The organism is Solirubrobacter pauli (genome assembly GCF_003633755.1).
GTDB classification, from domain to species: domain Bacteria; phylum Actinomycetota; class Thermoleophilia; order Solirubrobacterales; family Solirubrobacteraceae; genus Solirubrobacter; species Solirubrobacter pauli.
Genome location: NZ_RBIL01000001.1, coordinates 3,183,922 through 3,204,892 on the forward strand (window position 1 = coordinate 3,183,922; position 20,971 = coordinate 3,204,892).

A 20,971-nucleotide genomic window follows, 5' to 3' on the forward strand; every position below is an offset into this window, starting at 1 on the left:
GCTTGAATGATGCGCCATGCCGAAGACGCCGGTGATCATCGACTGCGACCCTGGCCACGACGACGCGATGGCTCTGCTGCTCGCGCTCGCGAGCCCTGAGCTCGAGGTCGTGGCCGTGACCACGGTCGCGGGCAACCAGACGCTCGAGAAGGTCACGGCCAACGCCATCCGGGTGCTGGACGTCGCGGGCGCGCGCGACATCCCGGTCGCCGCGGGCGCGGGCCGGCCGCTCGTGCACGACACGGCGCGGGTCGCCGACGAGGTGCACGGCGAGACCGGGCTGGACGGCCCGGACCTGCCGCCGCCGTCGCGTGAGCCCGAGGCCATCCACGCGGTCGAGCTGATGGCGCGCGAGCTGCGCAAGCGCCCTCTGACGCTGATCCCGGTCGGCCCGCTGACCAACATCGCGCTGCTGATCGCGATGTATCCCGAGCTCGTCGAGAACATCGAGGACATCATCGTCATGGGCGGCGCCATCGGCCTGGGGAACGTCACGCCGAGCGCGGAGTTCAACGTCTGGGTCGATCCGGAGGCGGCCAAGCGCGTGTTCGAGTCCGACGCGGACGTGACGATGATCGGCCTCGACGTCACGCACCGGGCGATGCTGAGCGCCGAGCGGGCGGAAGCGCTGCGCGAGACGGGGCGGGCCGGCGCGGTCGTCGCCGACCTGCACGCGTTCTACCGACGGTTCCATCTGGAGGTGTATGGGCATGACGACACACCAGTGCACGATGCCCTTGCGGTCGCCCACGCGATCGACCCTTCCATCCTCCACACCACGCAGCTGAGCGTCGAGATCGACGTCACCCACGGTCCCGCTCGCGGGCGCACGGTCGTCGACCAGCTGCGCCGCACGGACCGTCCCGCCAACGCGCACGTCGCCGTCGACGTGGACGCCGAGCGCTTCATCGACCTCCTCACGACCCGGATCGGCTCGCTGGCTTGAGCACCGACTACCCCTTCCTGCGGCGCCTGGGCGCCACCCCGCTGCGCAACGGCCGCACGCAGTTCCGCGTCTGGGCGCCGACGCCGGGCGAAGTGCGGCTGCGCACCGGCGGCGCCGACCACGCGCTCGACCTCGTGGGCCACGGCATCTACGAGACCGAGCTCGACGTCCCGGCCGGCACCGACTACCAGTACCTGATCGACGGCGACGCGCTGCCGGACCCGTGCTCGCGCTGGCAGCCCGAGGGGCTGCGCGGCCCGTCCCGGGTCTTCGACGCGCACGCCTTCGAGTGGACCGACAACGCGTTCCGCACCCCGGGCCTGCACGACGCGGTGATCTACGAGCTGCACGTCGGCACGTTCTCGCCCGAGGGCACGTTCGACGGCGCGATCGGCCACCTGCAGGAGCTCGCCGACCTCGGCGTCACCGTCCTGGAGATGATGCCGGTCGCCGAGTTCCCCGGCGCGCGCGGCTGGAGCTACGACGGCGTGTACCTGAGCGCCGCGCAGTCCTCCTACGGCGGCCCGGAGGCGCTGCAGCGGCTCGTCGACGCGGCGCACGCGCTCGGCCTCGCGGTGATCCTCGACGTGGTCTACAACCACATCGGCGCCTCGGGCGACAAGGCGATGCTGGCCTTCGGCCCGTACTTCACCCACAAGCACGAGACGCCGTGGGGTGCCTCGATCAACGTCGACGGCGAGGACTCCGACGCCGTCCGCGAATGGGTGTGCCAGAGCGCGGAGCAGTGGATCCGCGACTTCCACTTCGACGGGCTGCGCCTGGACGCGATCCACGCGATCGTAGACTCGAGCCCGGAGCACCTCGTGGCCGAGGTCGCCCGCCGCGTGCACGCGATCAACCCGGGCGCGCTCGTCGTCGCCGAGTCGGGCATGAACGACCCGAAGGTCATGCGCGCGCCGGAGCTGGGCGGCTGGGGCTGCGACGCGGCCTGGGCGGACGACTTCCACCACGCGCTGCGCGTGCTGCTGACCGGCGAGACGCAGGGCTGGTACGAGGAGTTCGACTCGATGGAGTGCCTGGCGAAGGCGTTCCGGCGCCCGCACGTCCACGACGGCAACTACTCGACGTTCCGCAAGCGCCGCTTCGGGGCACCGGCGTTCGACGTGGCCCCGGAGCGCTTCGTCGTCTTCTCGGCCGACCACGACCAGGTCGGCAACCGAGCGCTCGGCGACCGCCTGCCGGTGCAGGCCCGGCCGCTCGCGGCGTTCTGCACGCTTTTGTCACCCTTCACGCCCATGCTGTTCCAGGGTGAGGAGTACGGCGAGCGGGCGCCGTTCCAGTTCTTCACGGACCACATCGACCCGGAGATCGCCGACGCCACCCGCGAGGGCCGCCGGCGCGAGTTCGCCTCGTTCGCGGCGTTCGCCGGCGAGGAGGTGCCCGACCCGCAGGACATCGCCACGTTCGAGCGCTCCAAGCTCACCCGCGAGGGCGAGCCGGACGGCCTGCGCGAGCTGCACCGGGCGCTGCTGCACGTCCGCCGCGAGCTGCCCGCCGGCGACGTCGACGACGTCACGTTCGACGAGCGCGCCGGCTGGATCGCCGTCCGGCGCGGCGACTACACGCTGCTGGCGAACTTCGCCCGCAACGCGACGCACATCCCGCGCGAGCACACCGAGGAGATCGTCCTGAGCACCCACGAGCCGACGCTCGAACCGGGCTACGTCGTCCTGCCCCCGCTGTCCGGAGCGCTGGTGCGTTGATGGAGGTCTGGCCCGGATCGCCGTTCCCGCTCGGCCCCACGTGGGACGGCGAGGGGACGAACTTCTCGATCTTCTCCGAGCACGCCGAGCGCGTCGTCCTGTGCCTGTTCGGGCCCGACGACGCGGAGACGTGCGTCGAGATGACCGAGCGCACGTCCTACAACTGGCACTGCTACCTGCCGGGCGTGCACCCCGGGCAGCGCTACGGCTACCGCGTCCACGGCCCGTATGACCCGTCCTCCGGCCACCGCTTCAACCCGGCGAAGCTGCTCATGGACCCGTACGCGAAGTCGATCGAGGGCCCGATCCTGTTCGAGAACGGCAACGTGCACCCGTACGAGCCGATGGGCGGCGAGGACGACGACCTCACGCCGGACGAGAGCGACGACGCGGCCGCGATCCCCAAGTGCGTGGTCATCGACCCGCGCTTCGACTGGGAGGACGACCGCCCGCCGAACACGCCGCTCGCCGACAGCGTCATCTACGAGACGCACGTCAAGGGCTTCACGATGCAGCATCCGGACGTGCGCGAGGACCTGCGCGGCACGTACGCGGGGCTGGCGTCCGACGCCGCGGTCGGCTACCTCAAGGACCTCGGCGTGACCGCGGTCGAGCTGCTGCCCGTGCACCACATCGCCGACGAGTCGTTCCTGGCCGAGCGCGGCCTGACGAACTACTGGGGCTACTCCACGATCGGCTTCCTCGCGCCGCACTCGCCCTACGCGGCGACGGGCAAGGCGGGGCAGGAGGTGCGGGAGTTCAAGGGCATGGTCAAGGCCCTGCACCGCGCCGGCATCGAGGTCATCCTCGACGTGGTCTACAACCACACCGCCGAGGGCAACCACCTCGGCCCGATGCTGTCGTTCCGCGGCGTCGACAACAAGTCCTACTACCGGCTGGTGCCCGACGACCAGCGGCACTACATGGACTACACCGGCACGGGCAACACGCTCAACGTGATGCACCCGAGCGTGCTGCGGCTGATCATGGACTCGCTCCGCTACTGGGTGATCGACTGCCACGTCGACGGCTTCCGCTTCGACCTCGCGTCCGCCCTGGCCCGCGAGCTCTACGACGTCGACCGCCTGTCCGCGTTCTTCGACGTCATCCATCAGGATCCGGTCCTGTCGCAGGTGAAGCTGATCGCCGAGCCGTGGGACGTCGGTCCGGGCGGCTACCAGGTGGGCAACTTCCCGGTCCTGTGGTCGGAGTGGAACGGCATCTACCGCGACGCGATGCGGGACTTCTGGCGCGGCCAGGCGTCCGTCGGCGAGTTCGCGAACCGGCTCACCGGCTCCAGCGACCTCTACCAGCACGATGGCCGGCACCCGTTCGCGTCGATCAACTTCATCACCGCCCACGACGGCTTCACCCTGCGCGACCTCGTCTCCTACAACGAGAAGCACAACGAGGCCAACAAGGAGGGCAACCGGGACGGGACCGACGACAACCGGTCCTGGAACCACGGCGTCGAGGGCGACACCGACGACCCGGAGATCAACGCGCTGCGCGACCGCCAGCAGCGCAACTTCCTGGCCACGCTGCTGCTCTCCCAGGGCACGCCGATGATGCTCGGCGGCGACGAGTTCGGGCGCACGCAGGGCGGCAACAACAACGGCTGGTGCCAGGACTCGGAGATCTCCTGGTTCGACTGGACGCTGATCGAGAAGAACGAGCCGCTGCTCAACTTCACCAAGAAGCTGATCGCGCTCCGCCGCGCGCACGCCGTGTTCCGCCGGCGCGAGTTCCTGTTCGGCCGCGAGGTCGAGGGCTCCGGCCTGCCGGACGCGGCCTGGTTCCGCGCCGACGGCGAGCTGATGCGCGACGACGACTGGGGCGGCGCACCGCCGGTCGTTGCGCTCTTCCTCAACGGCGAGGAGATCGCGTCGCCGGACGCGCGCGGCCGCCAGGTCCTCGACGAGTCCTTCCTGCTGCTGTTCAACGGCCACCACGAGGACCACACGTTCACGACCCCGGACGGCGTGTTCGCGGACGCGTGGACGATCGTCCTCGACACGGCTCGGCCCGACGTAGAGCCCGGCGACGAGTCGCTCGCCGCCGGTGAGGAGCTCGAGCTCCCGCACCACTCCCTCGTCCTCCTGCGACGCGAGCAGCCATGACCGAATTGCGTGCGACCTACCGGCTCCAGCTCGGTGGCGACTTCGGGTTCGCCGCCGCCCGCGAGCTCGTCCCCTACCTTGCGGACCTCGGCGTCTCGCACCTGTACCTGCCGCCGTCGTTCCAGGCGCGGGAGGGCTCGACGCACGGCTACGACGTCGTCGACCCCGGCTCGATCTCGAACGAGCTCGGCGGCGAGGACGAGTTCATGGCGCTGGTCGAGGCCGCCCGCGAGGCGGGGCTCGGGATCGTGCTCGACATCGTCCCGAACCACATGGCGACGGACGGTAAGAACCGCTACTGGAGCGATCCGGAGCTGCGGCGCACGTTCTTCGACATCGACGCGAAGACGGGCCGGCACCGGCGCTTCTTCGACATCGACCATCTCGCCGGCGTCCGCCAGGAGGACCCCGAGGTGTTCGAGGAGACGCACCGGCTCGCGCTGCGGCTGGTGCGCGAGGGCATCGTCGACGGCCTGCGGATCGACCATCCGGACGGCCTCGCCGACCCCGCGGGCTACCTCCAGCGCCTCCGCGACGGCGGCGCGCAGCACGTGTGGGTGGAGAAGATCCTCGACCCGGGCGAGCCGCTGCGCGACTGGCCGATCGAGGGCACGGTCGGCTACGAGTTCCTCAACGACGTCGCCGGGCTGTTCGTCGACCCGGCGGGCGAGGCGCCGCTGACCGACCTGTGGATCGAGGTCTCCGGCGACGACCGGCGCTTCGGCGAGCTCGCCTTCGAAGCCAAGCTCGAGCAGGCCCGGACGACGTTCGCGCAGGACGTCGAGCGGCTCGCGAGCGAGGCGCCCGAGCGCGTCGCGGGGCTCGAGCGCGCGCTGGCGTCGCTGCCCGTCTACCGCACCTACGTGGAGCCGTGGTCGGGCAAGGTCACCGACGAGGATCGCCACGCGGTCGCCGAAGCGGGGCTTCCCGCGTCGCTGGCGTCGAAGCTCCTGCTCGAGGTCCCGGGCTGGGAGGCGTTCATCACGCGCTTCCAGCAGACGACGCCGCCCGTGATGGCCAAGGGCGTCGAGGACACGGCCTTCTACCGCTACGCGCGGCTGCTCGCGCTCAACGACGTGGGCGGCGACCCCGGGCGCTTCAGCGTGTCCGTGGCCGACTTCCACCGCGGCAACGCCGAGCGCGCGGAGCGCTTCCCGAACAACCTGCTCGTCACCCAGACGCACGACACCAAGCGCTCCGGCGACGTGCGGGCGCGGATCGGCGCGCTGGCGTCGTTGCCGGACGAGTTCGCCGCGCACGTCAAGAACTGGCTGTCGGTCTGCCGGTCGCTGACCAGCGGCGGAGCACCGACGCCGGTCGAGCAGCTGTTCATCTTCCAGACGCTGCTGGGCGCGTGGCCGATCAGCGAGGACCGCCTGCACGGCTACCTCGAGAAGGCGATGCGCGAGGCCAAGCAGCACACCACCTGGGTCGAGGTGAACGAGGAGCACGAGGCGGCCGTCCAGCAGTTCGCCAAGGCGCTGCTCACGCACCGCGACTTCCTGCGCACGTTCGAGCCGTTCCAGCAGCAGGTGGCGGCGCTCGGCGATCGCCACGCGCTCGGCCAGCTGCTGCTCAAGCTGACCGTCCCCGGCGTGCCGGACATCTACCAGGGCGACGAGCTCCTGTGCCTGTCGCTCGTCGACCCCGACAACCGCCGGCCGGTCGACTGGGACGAGCGGCGCGCGGCGCTGGCCTCGGACGCGCCGCCCGCCAAGCTCGAGATCATCCGCACCGTGCTGGCGCTGCGCAAGCGGCTGCCGGAGGCGTTCGCCGGTGCCTACGCGCCGGTCGAGGCGGGCGAGGACGTCGTCGCCTTCACGCGGGGCGACGAGCAGGTGTTCGTCGCGGTCCGGCTGCGCGGCGACGGCGACCTGCCGCGGCCGGACGGCGACTGGGCCGCCGAGCTGGAGCTCGACGGCCTGGTGGTGCTCAGCCGGCGGTGATCGCGCCCTGGTACACGAGGCTGCTGCCGCGCAGGCCGTACAGGCCGTAACGGCGCAGCGTCGTGTCGCCGTTGGCGTCGAAGCCGTAGGTGCCGAGGACGCTCGTCCGGTTCTGCACCGTCGGCAGCCAGCCGAGCAGGCCCGCGCGGGTGCCGCCGGATGCCTTGAGCCCGTCGACGATGAGCTTCATCGCTTCGTAGCCGGCCGCGTAGTAGGGGTCGCGGTTCGCCGGCGTGCCGTAGTCGGTCGGGCTCAGCGTGGCGACGAGGACGGTCGTGCGGCGGTCCACGCTCTTGGGCAGGCGGCTGACGAAGTCGGTCTCGGCCACGCCGTCGGAGCCGAACAGCCGCATGCGCTTGAGCGCGCTCGACCGGAACAGCCGCACCGCGCCGTTCGCGGTGATGCCGGTGTAGGCCATGCAGTCGGCACCGGCGCGGCGGACCGCCGACGGCGCCTTGCGCGTGATCTTGCGGCTCGTCACCACCGCGACGCCGAGTCGCGCCAGCGTCGCCTTCACGTCGGCGTTCATGCCCCTGCCGTACACCTCGCCGTCGTGGACGAGGCCGGCCTTCTTGCAGCCCCGGTCACGCATCACGGTGGCGAGCGCGGCGGCCTGCACGTGGTCGTTGGGCAGCAGGCGGAAGTAGGTGCGAGCGCCGGTCGGGTAGTACTTGTCCGGCTCGCCGGGCTCGGTCCCCGGGCCGCTCGTCGTCAGGCCGTTGTAGGTGTTGGACGGGCTGATCTGCGGGATGCCGGCCTCGCTCAGGATCGGCAGCGAGACCTTCGTCGCGCCGGAGTTGAACTCGCCGATCACGGCCACGGTCGACTCGTCCTGCGCCGCCTTGAGCGCGTTCCGAGCGGTGCGCTCCGGCGTCCACGATCCAGCCTTCTTGGTCGCGCTGTTGAGGGTCCTGAAGCGCACCGGGTTGCCGGCCTCTCCGAGCGCCTGGCGCGCGCCGTCGTTGATCGCCTTGGTCTGCACACGCGAGGCTCCGCTGAGCGGCAGGCTCGAGTAGACCGTCGGCTGCTGCGCCGCGGCGGTCGCCGGGAACGCGCCCGCGATCAGGAAACCCGCAATGATCCGTTTCATCGTGGCGCGAACCGTACCCGCCTCGCTCGTAGAATGAACCGGGATGGACCGCAGTGCCGCGGAACGCCTCGTCAAGAAGGACTTGGACGCAGCAACCGGGCTGGGCAAGCCGATCTCCAGCCGTGCGCGGATGTCGCAGCGCACGGTCGAGTCCTACCTGAAGGCCGGCGTCAAGCCGCGCTGGATGGAGCGGATCGCCGAGATCGACAACGCGATCGCCTACCAGAAGCGCCGCTTCGCGCGAGCTCACCGCACGCTGCGTGAGGAGTCGGCGGGGGACGAGGCCGCGTTCGCCCAGCGGTGGACCGAGTTCGCTCAGCGCGCGCGCTTCGACGAGCTCAACGAGCTGATCTCCCAGCACAACGAGTGGTACCCGATCGAGCGCGACCTGCCGATGGACCTGCGCACGCGCGACTACGTGCTGGTGGGCGGCAAGAACTACCGCCGCGAGCCGCTCTCCGCGGAGTGGGTGCTCCGCCAGTTTCCCGCGTCGTACTAGGCTCCGCACCTCGTGCGCATCCTCACGCTGTCCTGGGAGTACCCGCCCGTCGTCGAGGGCGGGCTCGCGCGTCACGTCCGCAAGCTTTCCGAGCAGCTCGTGCGCGACGGCCACGAGGTGCACGTCGTCACGCGCGGCGGCGGCCGGCTGTCCGAGCACGAGGAGCGTCACGGCGTGCACGTCCATCGCGTGCGCGAGCCCGAGTTCCCGAAGGACGACCTGGACGCGTTCATCGCCTGGGTCGACCACATGAACGACGACATGCTCGCGGCGGGCGCCGAGCTCGGCAGTGGGTTCGACCTCGTGCACTCGCACGACTGGCTCGTCGCCGCGGCCGCCCGCCAGCTCGCGCGCAAGCGCCGGATCCCGTGGCTGGTCACCGTCCACGCGACCGAGTACGGCCGTCACCAGGGCTGGGTGGACAAGCATCCGCAGTCGCACATCCACGGCGTCGAGAAGCGGATGACCCGGGCCGCCGACCGCGTGATCACCTGCTCGGAGTTCATGCGCCAGCAGGTCACCGAGATCTACGGCCTCCCACGCGCGAAGGTGACCGCGATCCCGAACGGGATCGACCCGACCGACCTGCAGCCCGTGTCCGACCTCCCGCGGCTGCGCGCGAAGTTCGCGGCGCCGGACGAGCAGCTCGTGCTCCTCGTCGGCCGGCTCGTCTACGAGAAGGGCTTCCACCTCGCGCTCGACGCGCTGCCCGGCCTCATCCGCCGCGTCGGCAAGATCCGCTTCCTGATCGCCGGCTCCGGCACCGCGGAGGCCGAGCTGAAGGCCCAGGCCGAGCGGCTCGGGCTGATGGAGCACGGCACGTTCATCGGCTGGACCGGCGACGACGTGCTGCACTCGCTCTACCGGATCGCCGACCTGTGCCTGGTGCCGTCGATCTACGAGCCGTTCGGGCTCGTCGCGCTGGAGGCGATGGCGTCCGGCTGCCCGACGATCGTCGCCGACACGGGCGGGCTGCGGGAGGTCGTCCCGCGCGGGCGCAAGGTCGGCCTGCGCTTCCGCGCGTCCTCGGTGCGCTCGCTGGAGCGGATGGCGCAGCAGCTGCTGACCGACGAGGAGCTGCGCGAGCGGCTCGTCGCCGAGGCCGGCGAGCACGTGCTGCGGTTCGACTGGGCCGACGTCGCGCGCCAGACCGTGGCGGTCTACGAGCGGCTGGTCGCGTCGCGCACGACGGCGTAGGGCGCGACGCTCGCGCCGGCGGGGATCGTCGCGCCGGCGCCGATCACGGCGTGCACGCCGACCGTCGCGCCCGCCCCGATCCGGACGAGCGCGCGCGTCTGCGGCTGCTCGGCGATCGGCCGCTCCGGGTCCGCGAACGTGGGCGCGGCGCCCTCGATCGCGGACCAGTCGCCGATCAGGGCGCCCTCGCCGATCTCCACGCCCGCGTGCGAGACGACGATCACGCGCTCGCCCAGCCGCGCGCCCGCACCGACCTTCACCGTGCCGCCGAGCGCGCTGATGCGGGCGTCCGGCCCGAGCACCGCGCCGCGCCCGAGCACCACGCGCGCGCCGCGCGCGACCTCGATCCGCGCGGTCGGGTGCACGCGCGCCTCGGGACCCTTCGACACGCGCCGGCGGTTGAACACCCGGCAAGGGTGTCGGAGAGACCGCGCGTGTTCAAGGGCACGGCTCGACTCGCGAGCAAGCTCCCGCCCGGAGGCAGCGGGAGAAGAGCGGGTGCGAGTCGACCTCCTGCCCGCGAGCCTCCTGGGCGGGCGCGACAGGGACGGGAACCGCGGTCGGCTCGCTGGGTAGGCGTTCCGCCCGCGCGTCGGATCCTGCCGCCGGTCGGAACCGTAGCAACGTGCCCGCCCCCGGGGCGGAGGCGGGCACGTCCATCACCTCGGAGCTAGGGGATCGTCTCCGCGCAGGTCCAACCCGCGCAGGTCTTCGTCAGCTGCAGCTCGTTCGTCGCCACGTGCGCGCCGACGCTGCGCCCGCTGGCCAGCCCCGCCTCGGCGTCGACCGGGTAGTGCACGCCGAGCCAGATGCGGCTGTCGGCGTTCTCCTGCGCTGCCTCGGCGAAGCTGTCGAAGGTGCGCGAGGTCGCCGACCGCTCGATCGCCTCCGGGTCCTCGGACGTCAGCGTGAGCGGGAACGGATCGGCGTGCTCGGCGTTGGCGAACTCGTGCTCGAAGACGCGCTCCCACGCGCCGGCGAACGTCGCGTGCCCGGACGAGTAGGCCGGGAAGCAGGGCGAGAAGTGGTTGCCGTCCTCGTCGATCGACAGCGGCTGCCAGTCCGGGTCGGCGGTGGTGGCCGTCGTGTAGTCGGTGTTCGCGAGCCTGATCGCGCTCACCGGGCGCCATAGGTCGATCGCGCCCAGGAACTTCCGGTCCCAGGCCACGATCGCGGCGTCGGCCATCGCGATCGACACCTCGGCGTACAGCCGGGCGACGCGCACGCCCTGGCGCGTCCAGTGGGCGAAGAACGCCTCGGGATCCCCGCTGGTGGCCGCGGCCGGCTGGGACAGCGCGACGAGCCGGGTGTGCTCGAGCAGCTGACCGGGTGGCTTGTACGTGCCGACGAGGTCGTTGGCCCAGAAGAACGCCGCCTTCTCCTGGTCGGGAGACCGCAGCGACGACGTCTCGCCGCCGTAGTCCTTGACCGTGTTCACCTGGTCGGCGTAGAACGAGCTGGCGAGCAGCGCGGCGTAGGTCGAGTAGCTGCCGGGGTTCGCGGGCCGGAAGGCGCTGCCGCTCGCGATCGAGAACGGCGTCACGTTGCCCCAGCCGGGCGTCGCGATGTTGCTGTCGTCCGCACAGGGCGCCACGGGGGAGTCGGATGTGTCGTCCGGGCGGTACGCGCCCGGCGTGAGTGGGTCGGACGTGTATGTCATCGACGCGGTCGAGCCGTCGCCGCTGCGGTTCGTGAGCACCTTCTGGGCGACGAAGTGCCCCAGCTTGTACTCGGCCGTGCTCGTCGTCGGAGTCGATCCCTGGTTCGGGTAGTCGGCGTTCAACGCGGCCTCGATGTCCGAGGTGAACAGCGGGTACAGCGCCTTGAGGATCTCGACGGCGGCGTGGCCGACGGCCAGCTCGGTGTTCACGGTCGCCGTGGTTTCGGCGAGCGTCAGGTACGGCTGCCACCCGCAGACGTCGGCGGCGCCCGGGGAGCCGGTGCTCAGCGCCTCGAGCTTGGCGAAGAACGCGGAGTTGAGGACGTCGAAGATGCCGACGTTGAGCATCGCGGCGGCCCGTGAGGTGCGCGTGGGCGCCGGCAGCGTCAACGGCGACAGGTCTTCGTGGTCGCGGATGATCTGGAGGAAGACGTTGTTCCAGTCGTAGACCGTGTCCTCGTCGCCGCTGGTCGCGGCGGCGTAGGGATCCGACGGGCAGCCGGTCTCGTAGGTGATCTCGAGCCATGGCTCCCACAACGTCCCGTAGCCCTCCGCGAGGTACTGCTCGAGGCTGTCCACGGCCGGTCCGCCGACGCTGAAGCCGTAGTCGGCCCGGGTCCCGGCGATGATCTCCCGCACCGTCTTCGTGACGTCGAACACGACGCCGAACGAGTCGGCGCTCGACGGGATCGCCGCGCCGAAGTCACCGGCACCCCACGGCGTCGTGCCGTTGCGCGTGTCGTAGGTCACGGACGAGGTCCATGGGGCGAGCACCGGGCGGGCGTTGAGGTCCTCGCCGACGTTGTAGCGGTCGCCCTCGTACGCGGTCGTGACGAAGTTCAGCGTCGCGCTGGTGATGATCGCGTTGGCGGGCAGGCTGAGGCCGGCAGTGTCGAACTTGACCAGCGACCGCACCGGCGTGCCACCTGGTCCAGGCTCGTCGGAGATCGCCAGCACGGAGGAGTTGCAGCCTCCGTACGTGGGACTCAACGTCTCGCAGGCCAGCTGCAGGTCGGGTTTGACCGTTGTCGCTGCGCGAGCCTCGGCGGCCGGGAGCAGCGCCAGCAAGACGAGGAGCAGCGACCACCGTGCGCGAGGCACCGGCATCGCTCTGCGGTCCGCCCAGGCGGACATGGACAAGCACCAGCGCACGACTCGACGAACCGCAGAAGCGACCATCGCAGCACCCGCTCTTTCATTGGAGGTCTGCCGTGAGGACCCCTCCTCACGACACGCGTGACTCAATCAGCCACGGCTTCGCCGTGTCAACGCGCTCAACATGCCCTCATCTTGTTTTGGTCGCTGCGCTGACAGAACACCACGTGGAGATCTCTCCACGCGCATTGACATCTGATGGCAGCACGATGAGCATGAGATGACGCCTGTGGTCGCGGACACGGGATTGGGGTGAGGGTTCCAATGGGGGTCTCCGCGGGGCTCTTGAGTGGAGGGGCAGTTGATCAAGAAAGCAGTACTCGCCGCGGCGGTCGCCGCGGCGACCGCCGTAGCGGCTTCGCCCGCTACCGCGGCGCCGCCGGCGCCGCTCGACAAGCAGAACTGGTCGTTCCAGGACAACCTGACCTGGGCCGACTACAAGAAGCTTCCTGGGCCGGACTACTCGGACCCGGCGCTCACGCCGACGGCTCGGTGCTCGAACACCGCTCCGGTCGTCGGCCCGCCGTGCAAGTGGCGCGTCGCGCTGATCCTCGTGGACTATCCGGACAAGCCGTTCACGATCACGCAGGCGGCGGGCGCAACGGTCTTCGGCACGCCGTCGGCGAAGGCGCACAGCATCCCGCGTGAGCAGGTCCCGCAGTTCTACGCCGACTTCCTCAACAAGCCGTCGGAGCTGAACAACTTCCAGACGATCAACCGGTACTGGATGGAGAACTCCTACGGCAAGTACGGCGTCGAGCTCGTGCCGTACGGCCCGTACCGCATGCCGCTCGAGTCGTACCGGTACAACATCACGAGCGACATGAACAACTTGGACAACGACTGTCCAAACCCGACGCGCGCGGTGCCGAACCCGAATCCGTGCAACCAGAACTACAACAACGCGGTCACCGCGCTCTGGAACGCGAACACGACGGCCGCTGAGCGCGCGACGTTCAACAACCAGTACCGCGTGTCCGCCGGCCAGGACGAGAGTGGAAGCTGGCAGGAGTTCGGCGAGATGCGCTTCACGGCGCCCGAGACCGTCACCGACGCCTTCGGCCCGAAGCTCTTCGACCCGACGCACCCGCGCGGCAACTGGGCCAAGACCCGGTACGTGCCGTGGACGTCGTGGGCCTCCGCTTCGACCATCTGGCCGAGCGCCAGCGGCTCCTCCTCGACCGAGGCCGAGTCCTCTGGCATGGGCGTGTACGCCCACGAGCTCTCCCACAACCTGGGCCTGCCGGACAACTACAACAACCCGTTCGCGCCGGTGCCGCAGCGGACCGCCGGCGGCATGTGGGACATGATGAGCCGCGGCTCGTTCAACGGCCCGGGCGGTCAGCACACGCGCTGGCAGATCCCGCCGACCGACGGTGGCTCGCTCGGCGCGCAGCACGGCGTGCGCAACAAGCAGAAGCTCGGCTTCCTCGCGGCTGACGACGTCCTGACGCTCAACCGTGGCGGCCTCGCCCAGACCGGCACGATGGTGGCCGAGGTCAAGGCGCGCGAGGTCGATCCGGGCAACGACCTCGCCGGCGTGCGCGTCGTGCTCAACGACGGTGGCGACAAGAACCCGGCCTGCCGCTACACGGTCGATCCGATGTGCGAGGGCCCCTGGTACTACACGACGGGCAACCCCCCGGTCGAGCGGATCTCGCCCGGCTTCGACGACTACACGGTCGAGGTCGTGCAGCAGATCGGCTCCGACTCGTTCACCGGCGGCAGCGGCGTGCTGATCGGCAAGAACAAGACGCAGAGCTCCACCTGCGGCTCGTTCAACTGCCAGACCTGGTACATCGACGCCAACCCCGAGGACATCAACCAGGTCGACTACGTCAAGGCTGACGGAACCGTCGTCAAGGCCACGCCCGGCGACGAGCGCCAGACGAACGACGGCACGTTCCACGCGGGCACGAACTCGGGCTCCGAGTACGAGTTCAAGGCCGCCGACAACCAGCTGCAGTTCTACATCCTGGACAAGCGCGTGGATGCGGACGGCATCAACCGCTACAAGGTCGGCATCCGCTCGCTCGCGGGCACCGGCCCGCAGACGCGCGGGGTGAGCCTCGCCGCGCCCACCAAGGGCACGTCCGAGGGGCTCCCGACCTGCACCTTCTCGCTCAAGAACACGGGCACGGCGGCTGACGTCCCGGCCAGCGCGCACCCGACGGCGGACATCGCGAAGTACTTCAACAGCGACATCTACCGCCTGACGGCGACCAGCAACACGACGGGCTGGACGGCGCACCTGAAGAACGCGCTGGCCACGGCCGAGTTCGGCCAGTCGGTCGACGTTCCGGTCTACATCGACAAGGTCGCCGGCGCGTCCGCGACCGGCTCGATCACGCTCAACGCCACGTCGGAGAGCGATCCGTCCAAGACGCAGTCCGTCACGTGCTCGTTCGGGACCGGCGACACCGTGGGCGGCACCGTCCCGGCGACGCTCGCCCTGAACCTGGGCGCGCCGGCCAGCTTCGGGCCGTTCACGCCGGGCGCGCAGAAGGACTACTACGCGTCCACGAAGGCGACGGTCGTCTCGACGGCCGCCGACGCGACGCTGAGCGTCTCGGACGCGAGCACGACCGCCACCGGTCACCTCGTCAACGGCGCGTTCTCGCTGCCTGAGGCGCTGCAGGTCAACGGCACGCGCGGCGAGACGCCGGGCAACACCTACGCGCCGCTCGGCACGGGCGCGACGACGCTGTTCACGTGGGGCGCCCCGGCGTCCAACGACGACATCGTGGTCGGCTTCAAGCAGCCGGTCAAGGCCAACGACGCGCTGCGTACGGGCACGTACGCCAAGACGTTGACCTTCACGCTGTCGACGACCAACCCGTAGTCGCAGGGGTGACGCGGGCCCGCACGGCGCGGGCCCGCGTCGGTCTGCCTAGGCGGCCGCGGCGAGCTTCGCCGCGGCGGTCTGGGCCGGCACCCAGAGCGCGTCGTGGCCGAACGCCAGGCGCTGCGCGGTGCCGGCGCCGAGCGCGTCGATGAGCGCGTCCTCGGCGGCGCCGAGATCCGGCGTGAACTTGTCCTCGGCCATGATCAGCGCGACCTCGGCGGTGGTGAGGCCGTCCGGGAACCCGTCGAGCACCTCGGCCACGTCTGTCGCGGGCGCGCGGCGGGTGAGGCTCGTGTCGAGGTTCGCGATCAGCACGTCGTAGGCCTCGAAGCTCTGGAAGCCGCCGGCCTCGAGCGTGAGGCTGCCGTTGGAGATCTTCAGGCTCGGCGCGGTGTAGCGCACGCGGCCGTCGGAGTTGGCGTGCTTGTCCTGGAACTCGGTCGGGCTGCCGGCGGCCGTGCGCGCCTCGTCGCGGTCCTGCTCGAAGGCGGTCTCCGTCTCCGGGGACTGGGCGGCCGCGATGATCGCGTCGGGATCGATGCCCGGCACCCACTCGATCGCGGCCTTCAGGTCCGCGTAGTCCTCCAGGAAGCCCGTGCCCGTGAACTGCGCGAACTGCAGCGCGCGGAACACCGCGTACTCGCGCTCGGGGGCGAGCCGCCGCGTGGCGACCACGACGCGGCACATCGGCCACGTGCCGTGCACGCGCTCACGGACGTCGGTCGCGAACGGCATGCCGCGGTCGCGGAACGTGCGGTACCCCCGCGCCATGCGGTCGGGCGTGTAGCCGCGCTCCTCATAGACCGAGCCCTGCTCGGTCAGGCCGATCATGACGTTGCGCCACTGCAGCTGGTCGCCGTAACGCCATTTGAGCGCGGCGAGGGCGGGTGAAGCCGACCAGGCCCAGGGACAGCCGGGGTCGGTGAAGTGGGTGACTTGGAGGGACACGTACGAAAGGTTAGAGAAGTGATTGCGCGATGAATGAGTTGGGTGCTGCGCCGGGTGGGATCGCGAACACGGCGCTGCCCGTGGCGCGCGTGTGCCGATGCAGCGCGTCGTGCTTGGCGAGACGCCGCTGGAGCGGGACGAACTGTCGTCGTGGGTCGGCCATGAACGCGAGGAACAGCAGCCCCTCGTCCGTGTCGTACCCGCGCCGGAGGATGGCGACGCTGGACGTCCGCGGCGCGGCGACCCGGATGTGCGCGTCCGGCGGCAGCCGCTCCAGGATCGGCGGGTCGTACAGGCGCGTGCCGGACAGCGGCGCGCCGGTCCGCTTGTCGCGGCCGATCACGCGCTCCTGCTCCCGCTCGGGCAGCTCCGCCCAGCTCGGGTTCACCGCGATGTCCCGCACGACGAGGTACGTGCCGCCGATCATCCCGCTGCGGTCGTCGCGGCGGACCCACACGTGCCGGTCGAAGTCGCGCGGCCGCTTGAGGTTGAGCGTGCCCTCGCGGAACCCGAGCGCGCCCCGGTCACCCCGGATGCCGCGGCGGCTCCAGCGTGCGTGCGCTTGGAGCGCGAGCGGTTCGGGCGGCCCGTCGTCGGCGCAGATCAGCACCGCGAGGTCGCCGCCGCAGCGCGCGGGGTCCAGGTCGTCGCCGGCGAAGGCGGGAAGCGGCCGGAGCGCCGTGGGGCGATGGGCGTCGTCGAACGCGCCCGGCCCGAGACCGATCGTGACGGTCCCACCGGCTTCGCGCATCCGTGCCTCGGCCCGCTCGGTGACCTCGCGCAGATCCGCCATCTCGTACGCGGTCAGCAGCGCGTGGCGCAGATGCGGGGTGACGATCCCGGGTTGGCGCGGGTTGTGGACGCTGGGCGTGGTGTCGTCGGGCCGGTAGGTCCAGCCCGGCCCGCGTTGGGCGATCGGCACGCCTTTGCCCCACTTCCGCCCCGGCTCACGTCGTGGCACGGACACATCGTGACGCGTTTCCCGCAACGTCCGGGAGGTTCTCCGCGGCGTCCGGAGCGGCCCCTAATCTGCCTCCTCCCGTGACGTACGAGATCGACGCTCCTCCCCGCCCCACGGCGGGCCGGTACCTCCCGGCCTGGCCGACCCACCGTCCGCTGCGGAAGTGGCAGCAGGCTGCCGCCGCGCAGGTGTTCGAGTCCTCCAACGACGCGTTCCTGGCGTCGGCGACGCCCGCGGCCGGCAAGACGACGTTCGGCTTGCACGTGGCGCACCGGATGCTGTCGGAGGGGCGCGTGTCGCGCGTCGCCGTGGTCGCGCCGACGACGCACATCTGCCGGCAGTGGGCGCTGGACGCTGCGCGGTACGGGATCCACCTGGAGCCGAACCGGCCGAACAGCGCGGGCCCGGAGCCGCGGGACCGGCACGGGATCTCGGTCACGTACGCGACCGTCGCGGCCGGAGCGGAGATCCACCGGCGGCGGTGCGCCGAGCGGCCCACGCTGCTGATCGCGGACGAGCCGCACCACATGGGCGAGGACGCGTCGTGGGGCCAGTCGACGGTCACGGCGTTCCGGGACGCGAAGTTCCGGCTGCTGCTGTCGGGCACGCCGTTCCGCTCCGACAACTCGCCGATCCCGTGGGTCGTGTACGACGACGAGGGCGTGTCGGCGGCGGACTACGACTACGGGTACACGCAGGCGCTGATCGACAACGTCTGCCGGCCGGTTACGTTCCACACGTACGGCGGCGAGATGGAGTGGGTGTCGGACGGCAAGGTCCGGCGGGCGGGGTTCGACGTCGTGCTGCCGGCGCCCGAGGCGGCGCGGCGGCTGCGCACGGCGCTGGACGCCGACGGCGACTGGATCACGCACGTCCTGCGCGACGCCAACGACGAGCTGGTCAAGATCCGCGCCGGTGACCATCCGAACGCGGGTGGGCTCGTGATCGCGATGGACAAGGAGCACGCCGACAAGCTGGCGGGCCGGATCGCGCGGATCACCGGCGAGAAGCCGGACGTCGTCCACTCGGACGCGGCGGACGCGTCGCAGCGGATCGCGCGCTTCTCCGCCGGCAGCGAGCCGTGGCTCGTGTCGGTGCTGATGGTCTCCGAAGGGGTCGACGTGCCGCGCCTGCGCGTCGGCGTGTACGCGACCAACTCGCGCACCGAGCTGTTCTTCCGCCAGGTGATCGGGCGGTTCATCCGCCGCACGCCGGAGCCGAAGGACCAGATGGCGCACGTCTTCCTGCCGTCGGACCCGCGGCTCAAGCGGCTCGCGATCGCGATCGAGGAGGAGCGCAAGCACGCGCTGGTCTTCGAGTCGGTCGCGCCCGAGGAGACCGAGCGGGCCGAGCGGACGGAGGCGAAGGAGCCGTTCCGCGCGCTGTGGTCGTCCGCCCAGCGCGACGAGGAGGTGCTGCAGACCACGCAGCCCGGTGAGGCGATGCAGCTGTTCGCCGACCCGGAGCCGGAGATCTCGCCCGCGCTGGCCGCGTTCGCGATGCCGGTCGTGCAGGCCGCGCCGCCGGAGCCCGAGACGTCGTTCGAGAAGCGTGAGCGCCTGCGGGCCGAGCGGCACAACCTGGTGGCGCTGATCGCGCGGCGCGACAAGGAGCCGCACAGCAAGGTCAACGCGTGGGTGAACCGCGAGGTCGGCGTCAAGTCGGTCGACAAGGCGACGGACGAGCAGCTCGAGCGCGCCAACCGGCTGCTCGAGAAGGAGCTGAACCGCAAGTAGTGGACGCGCTGCCGGACTGGCCGGAGGGCACCGTCACGGTGCTCTCCACGGGGGCGGGCGACCCGCACGCCATCCCCGTGTCGACGGCGGTCCGGCGCGGCGACCGGGCGCTCGCGTTCGCGCTGGCGCTGCGCCGCGAGTCGCTCGTACGGCTGCGGAGCGACCCGCGCTGCGCGGTCACGATCCTCGCCGAAGGGCTCTCGTTCACCGTGCACGGCCGGGCGACGGTCGAGCGGGAGCTGGAGCGGATCGCGGTGGTGCGCGTCGACGTCGACTCGATCTCAGACCACGCGAGCCTCCGCTTCGAGATCGACGCCGGGGTCGCGTGGCACTGGACGTCCGCGGACGCCGCCGAGGGCGACGCGGAGACCCGCTCAGCCCTGCGCGGTCGGGACGACGACTAGCTCGGCGACGTTGACGTGCGCGGGGGCGGCCGCGGCGTAGAGGATCGCGTCGGCGATGTCGCCCGCCTCGAGCGTCACCATCTCCCGCAGCTGCTCGAGGACGGCCAGCCCGGCCGGGTCGGTCATGTCGGCCCCGAGCTCGGTCGCGACGACGCCCGGCTCGACGGTCCGCACGCGCACGCCGCGCGGGCCGAGCTCGGTGCGCAGGTTGCGCGTGAGGTGCGCGACGGCCGCCTTGGTCGCGCAGTACACGCCGTAGTTCGGGAACGCCACGTGCGAGGCGATCGACCCGACGTGGACGAGGTCGGCCGGCCCACCGTCCGCCGCGGCGGCGAGCAGGTCGTCGGCGAAGACGCGCCCGGTGCGGATCAGGCCGCGGACGTTGACGTCGATCATCCGCTCCCACTCGTCGACGGCGGCGGTCTCGAACGGCGCGCCGAGCATCACGCCGGCGTTCGCCACGACGAGGTCGACGCGGCCGAGCTGCGCGTGGACGGCGTCGGCGACGCGCTCCACGGCCTCGGGGTCGGAGATGTCGGCGGTGACGGGGAGGACGCCGTCGAGGCCCTGCAGGCGGTCGGCGCGGCGCGCGACGGCGGCGACCTTCGCGCCCGCCGCGACGAGGCGCTCTGCGGTGGCGGCGCCGATGCCGCTGGACGCGCCGGTGACGACCGCGACGCGGCCCTCGAAGCTCAAGTTCGTGCTCATGGCCTCCACGGTGGCGGCGGACGGCGGCCGTAGCCAGAGCCCTCCCGACCCTGGACCTGCCAGGGCCACCCTCGACGGCGCGGCGCGCACTACGGTGGAGGCGTGGACAACCGGATCGGCGACTTCCTGCGCGCACGCCGCGAGCTCGTCCGCCCCGAGGACGTGGGCCTCGAGGGCAGCGGCCGCCGCCGCGTGCCCGGCTTGCGTCGAGAGGAGCTCGCGCTGCTCGCGGGCGTCTCGGCCGACTACTACGTGCGGCTCGAGCAGGGCCGCGACCGCCATCCCTCCGCCCAGGTGCTCGACGCCCTGGCGACGGCCCTGCAGCTCGACGGCGACGCGACCGCGCACCTGCACGAGCTCGCGCGCCACGCGGACGCGCCGCCGCGGCGCTCCCGTCCGCGCGTCGAGCGCGTGCGCCCCGGCCTGCTGCGGATGATGGAGGCGTGGCCGCACTCGCCCGCGTTCATCACGGGCCGCCACTTCGACGTCCTGGCGGCCAACCGCCTCGCCGAGGCCCTCTACCCGGTCTGCGCCACCCGCGGCAACATCGTCCGGACGATCTTCCTCGAGCGCGACGCCTCCTGCATCCTCTACGCCGAGTACGACCAGGTCGCCGCGGACACCGTCGCCGCCCTCCGGGCCACGGCCGGCGCCGACGTCGACGACCCCGAGCTGATCTCGCTCGTCGGCGAGCTGTCCCTCAAGAGCGAGCACTTCCGCCGGTTGTGGGCCCGCCACGACGTGCGCGCCAAGACCGAGGGCCAGAAGATCCTCAACCACCCGCTCGTCGGCGGGGTCACGGTCGAGTACGAGACCCTGACCGTCAACGGCGCCGAGGGTCAGCAGCTCGTCGTCTACCACGCCCAGCCGGGCAGCCCGAGCGAACGCGCCCTGAACCTGCTGGCCACGATGGTGGCCGGCGAGTCGTCTGACTCGCGGAAACCGCGGGTCAAGCGACTCACGCGCGGCGCCTGAGCCCGCGCGGCGGCGCCCGTCGCCGACACGACGGGCGCCACCAGCCGCGGACGAGCC

At 71.4% G+C, this 20,971-nt stretch carries 16 protein-coding genes; 10 read left to right on the forward strand and 6 right to left on the reverse strand.

Annotated features, from left to right (window positions below; genetic code table 11):
- Positions 1-16: 16 nt before the first annotated feature.
- Genes C8N24_RS14990 through treY form a run of 4 tightly spaced genes read left to right on the forward strand, consistent with a single transcriptional unit; the run spans position 17 to position 6,736 of the window.
- Entirely contained in the window at positions 17-946 is a 930-nt protein-coding gene (locus tag C8N24_RS14990) for a nucleoside hydrolase (RefSeq protein ID WP_121251027.1), read from the forward strand.
- The gene (gene treZ / locus C8N24_RS14995; protein ID WP_121251029.1) at positions 943-2,670 is read left to right on the forward strand and encodes a malto-oligosyltrehalose trehalohydrolase; all 1,728 of its coding nucleotides are present in this window, start codon (positions 943-945) and stop codon (positions 2,668-2,670) included. Before C8N24_RS14990 ends, treZ begins: the two co-directional genes overlap by 4 nt.
- Positions 2,670-4,790, forward strand: a complete 2,121-nt coding sequence (gene glgX, locus C8N24_RS15000; RefSeq protein ID WP_121251031.1) for a glycogen debranching protein GlgX — start codon at positions 2,670-2,672, stop codon at positions 4,788-4,790. Before treZ ends, glgX begins: the two co-directional genes overlap by 1 nt.
- Positions 4,787-6,736, forward strand: a complete 1,950-nt coding sequence (gene treY / locus C8N24_RS15005) for a malto-oligosyltrehalose synthase (protein ID WP_121251034.1) — start codon at positions 4,787-4,789, stop codon at positions 6,734-6,736. The genes glgX and treY overlap by 4 nt, the downstream gene beginning before the upstream one ends.
- On the opposite strand, the gene C8N24_RS15010 is transcribed toward treY, so the two are convergent.
- On the reverse strand, positions 6,723-7,826 hold the full coding sequence (locus tag C8N24_RS15010) for a branched-chain amino acid ABC transporter substrate-binding protein (RefSeq protein WP_121251036.1): 1,104 nt from the start codon (positions 7,824-7,826) through the stop codon (positions 6,723-6,725). The two genes, treY and C8N24_RS15010, sit on opposite strands and share 14 nt — an antisense overlap.
- A 43-nt stretch (positions 7,827-7,869) precedes the next feature.
- On the opposite strand from C8N24_RS15010, the gene C8N24_RS15015 reads away from it, so the two are divergent.
- Together C8N24_RS15015 and C8N24_RS15020 are read left to right on the forward strand one after the other, a co-directional pair.
- Positions 7,870-8,325, forward strand: a complete 456-nt coding sequence (locus C8N24_RS15015) for a hypothetical protein (protein WP_121251038.1) — start codon at positions 7,870-7,872, stop codon at positions 8,323-8,325.
- 12 nt (positions 8,326-8,337) lie between these two features.
- Positions 8,338-9,522: a glycosyltransferase family 4 protein gene (locus tag C8N24_RS15020; RefSeq protein ID WP_121251040.1), complete on the forward strand. Its 1,185-nt coding sequence runs from the start codon at positions 8,338-8,340 to the stop codon at positions 9,520-9,522.
- On the opposite strand, the gene C8N24_RS15025 is transcribed toward C8N24_RS15020, so the two are convergent.
- Both C8N24_RS15025 and C8N24_RS15030 read right to left on the reverse strand, forming a co-directional pair.
- Positions 9,486-9,929: an acyltransferase gene (locus tag C8N24_RS15025; RefSeq protein WP_170179109.1), complete on the reverse strand. Its 444-nt coding sequence runs from the start codon at positions 9,927-9,929 to the stop codon at positions 9,486-9,488. The genes C8N24_RS15020 and C8N24_RS15025 overlap by 37 nt on opposite strands.
- Positions 9,930-10,192: 263 nt before the next feature.
- Entirely contained in the window at positions 10,193-12,139 is a 1,947-nt protein-coding gene (locus tag C8N24_RS15030; RefSeq protein ID WP_170179110.1) for a DNRLRE domain-containing protein, read from the reverse strand.
- Positions 12,140-12,638: 499 nt separating this feature from the next.
- On the opposite strand from C8N24_RS15030, the gene C8N24_RS15035 reads away from it, so the two are divergent.
- Complete coding sequence (locus tag C8N24_RS15035) at positions 12,639-15,179, forward strand: M6 family metalloprotease domain-containing protein (RefSeq protein WP_121251045.1); 2,541 nt, start codon at positions 12,639-12,641, stop codon at positions 15,177-15,179.
- 48 nt (positions 15,180-15,227) lie between these two features.
- Here the strand turns inward: C8N24_RS15035 and C8N24_RS15040 are convergent, their stop codons facing one another.
- Both C8N24_RS15040 and C8N24_RS15045 read right to left on the reverse strand, forming a co-directional pair.
- The gene (locus C8N24_RS15040; RefSeq protein ID WP_121251047.1) at positions 15,228-16,130 is read right to left on the reverse strand and encodes a thioredoxin domain-containing protein; all 903 of its coding nucleotides are present in this window, start codon (positions 16,128-16,130) and stop codon (positions 15,228-15,230) included.
- A gap of 10 nt (positions 16,131-16,140) precedes the next feature.
- Entirely contained in the window at positions 16,141-17,091 is a 951-nt protein-coding gene (locus tag C8N24_RS15045; protein ID WP_170179111.1) for a Dyp-type peroxidase, read from the reverse strand.
- Between the two features lie 80 nt (positions 17,092-17,171).
- Between C8N24_RS15045 and C8N24_RS15050 the strand changes: the two genes are divergently transcribed.
- Positions 17,172-18,827 carry a DEAD/DEAH box helicase gene (locus tag C8N24_RS15050; RefSeq protein WP_170179112.1) on the forward strand — a complete coding sequence of 552 codons (1,656 nt, stop codon included), beginning with the start codon at positions 17,172-17,174 and terminating at the stop codon, positions 18,825-18,827.
- A complete protein-coding gene (locus tag C8N24_RS15055; RefSeq protein ID WP_121251051.1) occupies positions 18,827-19,231 on the forward strand; it encodes a pyridoxamine 5'-phosphate oxidase family protein in 405 nt (134 codons plus the stop codon). The genes C8N24_RS15050 and C8N24_RS15055 overlap by 1 nt, the downstream gene beginning before the upstream one ends.
- Here the strand turns inward: C8N24_RS15055 and C8N24_RS15060 are convergent.
- Positions 19,202-19,939: an SDR family oxidoreductase gene (locus tag C8N24_RS15060; protein ID WP_121251053.1), complete on the reverse strand. Its 738-nt coding sequence runs from the start codon at positions 19,937-19,939 to the stop codon at positions 19,202-19,204. The two genes, C8N24_RS15055 and C8N24_RS15060, sit on opposite strands and share 30 nt — an antisense overlap.
- Positions 19,940-20,041: 102 nt before the next feature.
- Between C8N24_RS15060 and C8N24_RS15065 the strand changes: the two genes are divergently transcribed.
- A complete protein-coding gene (locus tag C8N24_RS15065) occupies positions 20,042-20,914 on the forward strand; it encodes a helix-turn-helix domain-containing protein (protein WP_211339976.1) in 873 nt (290 codons plus the stop codon).
- Positions 20,915-20,971: the final 57 nt, after the last annotated feature.

Coding starts and splice junctions, on each gene's coding strand:
- C8N24_RS15010 (WP_121251036.1), bottom strand. CDS start 7,826: ATGAAACGGATCATTGCGGGTTTCCTGATCGCGGGCGCGTTCCCGGCG.
- C8N24_RS15015 (WP_121251038.1), top strand. CDS start 7,870: ATGGACCGCAGTGCCGCGGAACGCCTCGTCAAGAAGGACTTGGACGCA.
- C8N24_RS15060 (WP_121251053.1), bottom strand. CDS start 19,939: ATGAGCACGAACTTGAGCTTCGAGGGCCGCGTCGCGGTCGTCACCGGC.
- glgX (WP_121251031.1), top strand. CDS start 2,670: ATGGAGGTCTGGCCCGGATCGCCGTTCCCGCTCGGCCCCACGTGGGAC.
- treY (WP_121251034.1), top strand. CDS start 4,787: ATGACCGAATTGCGTGCGACCTACCGGCTCCAGCTCGGTGGCGACTTC.
- C8N24_RS14990 (WP_121251027.1), top strand. CDS start 17: ATGCCGAAGACGCCGGTGATCATCGACTGCGACCCTGGCCACGACGAC.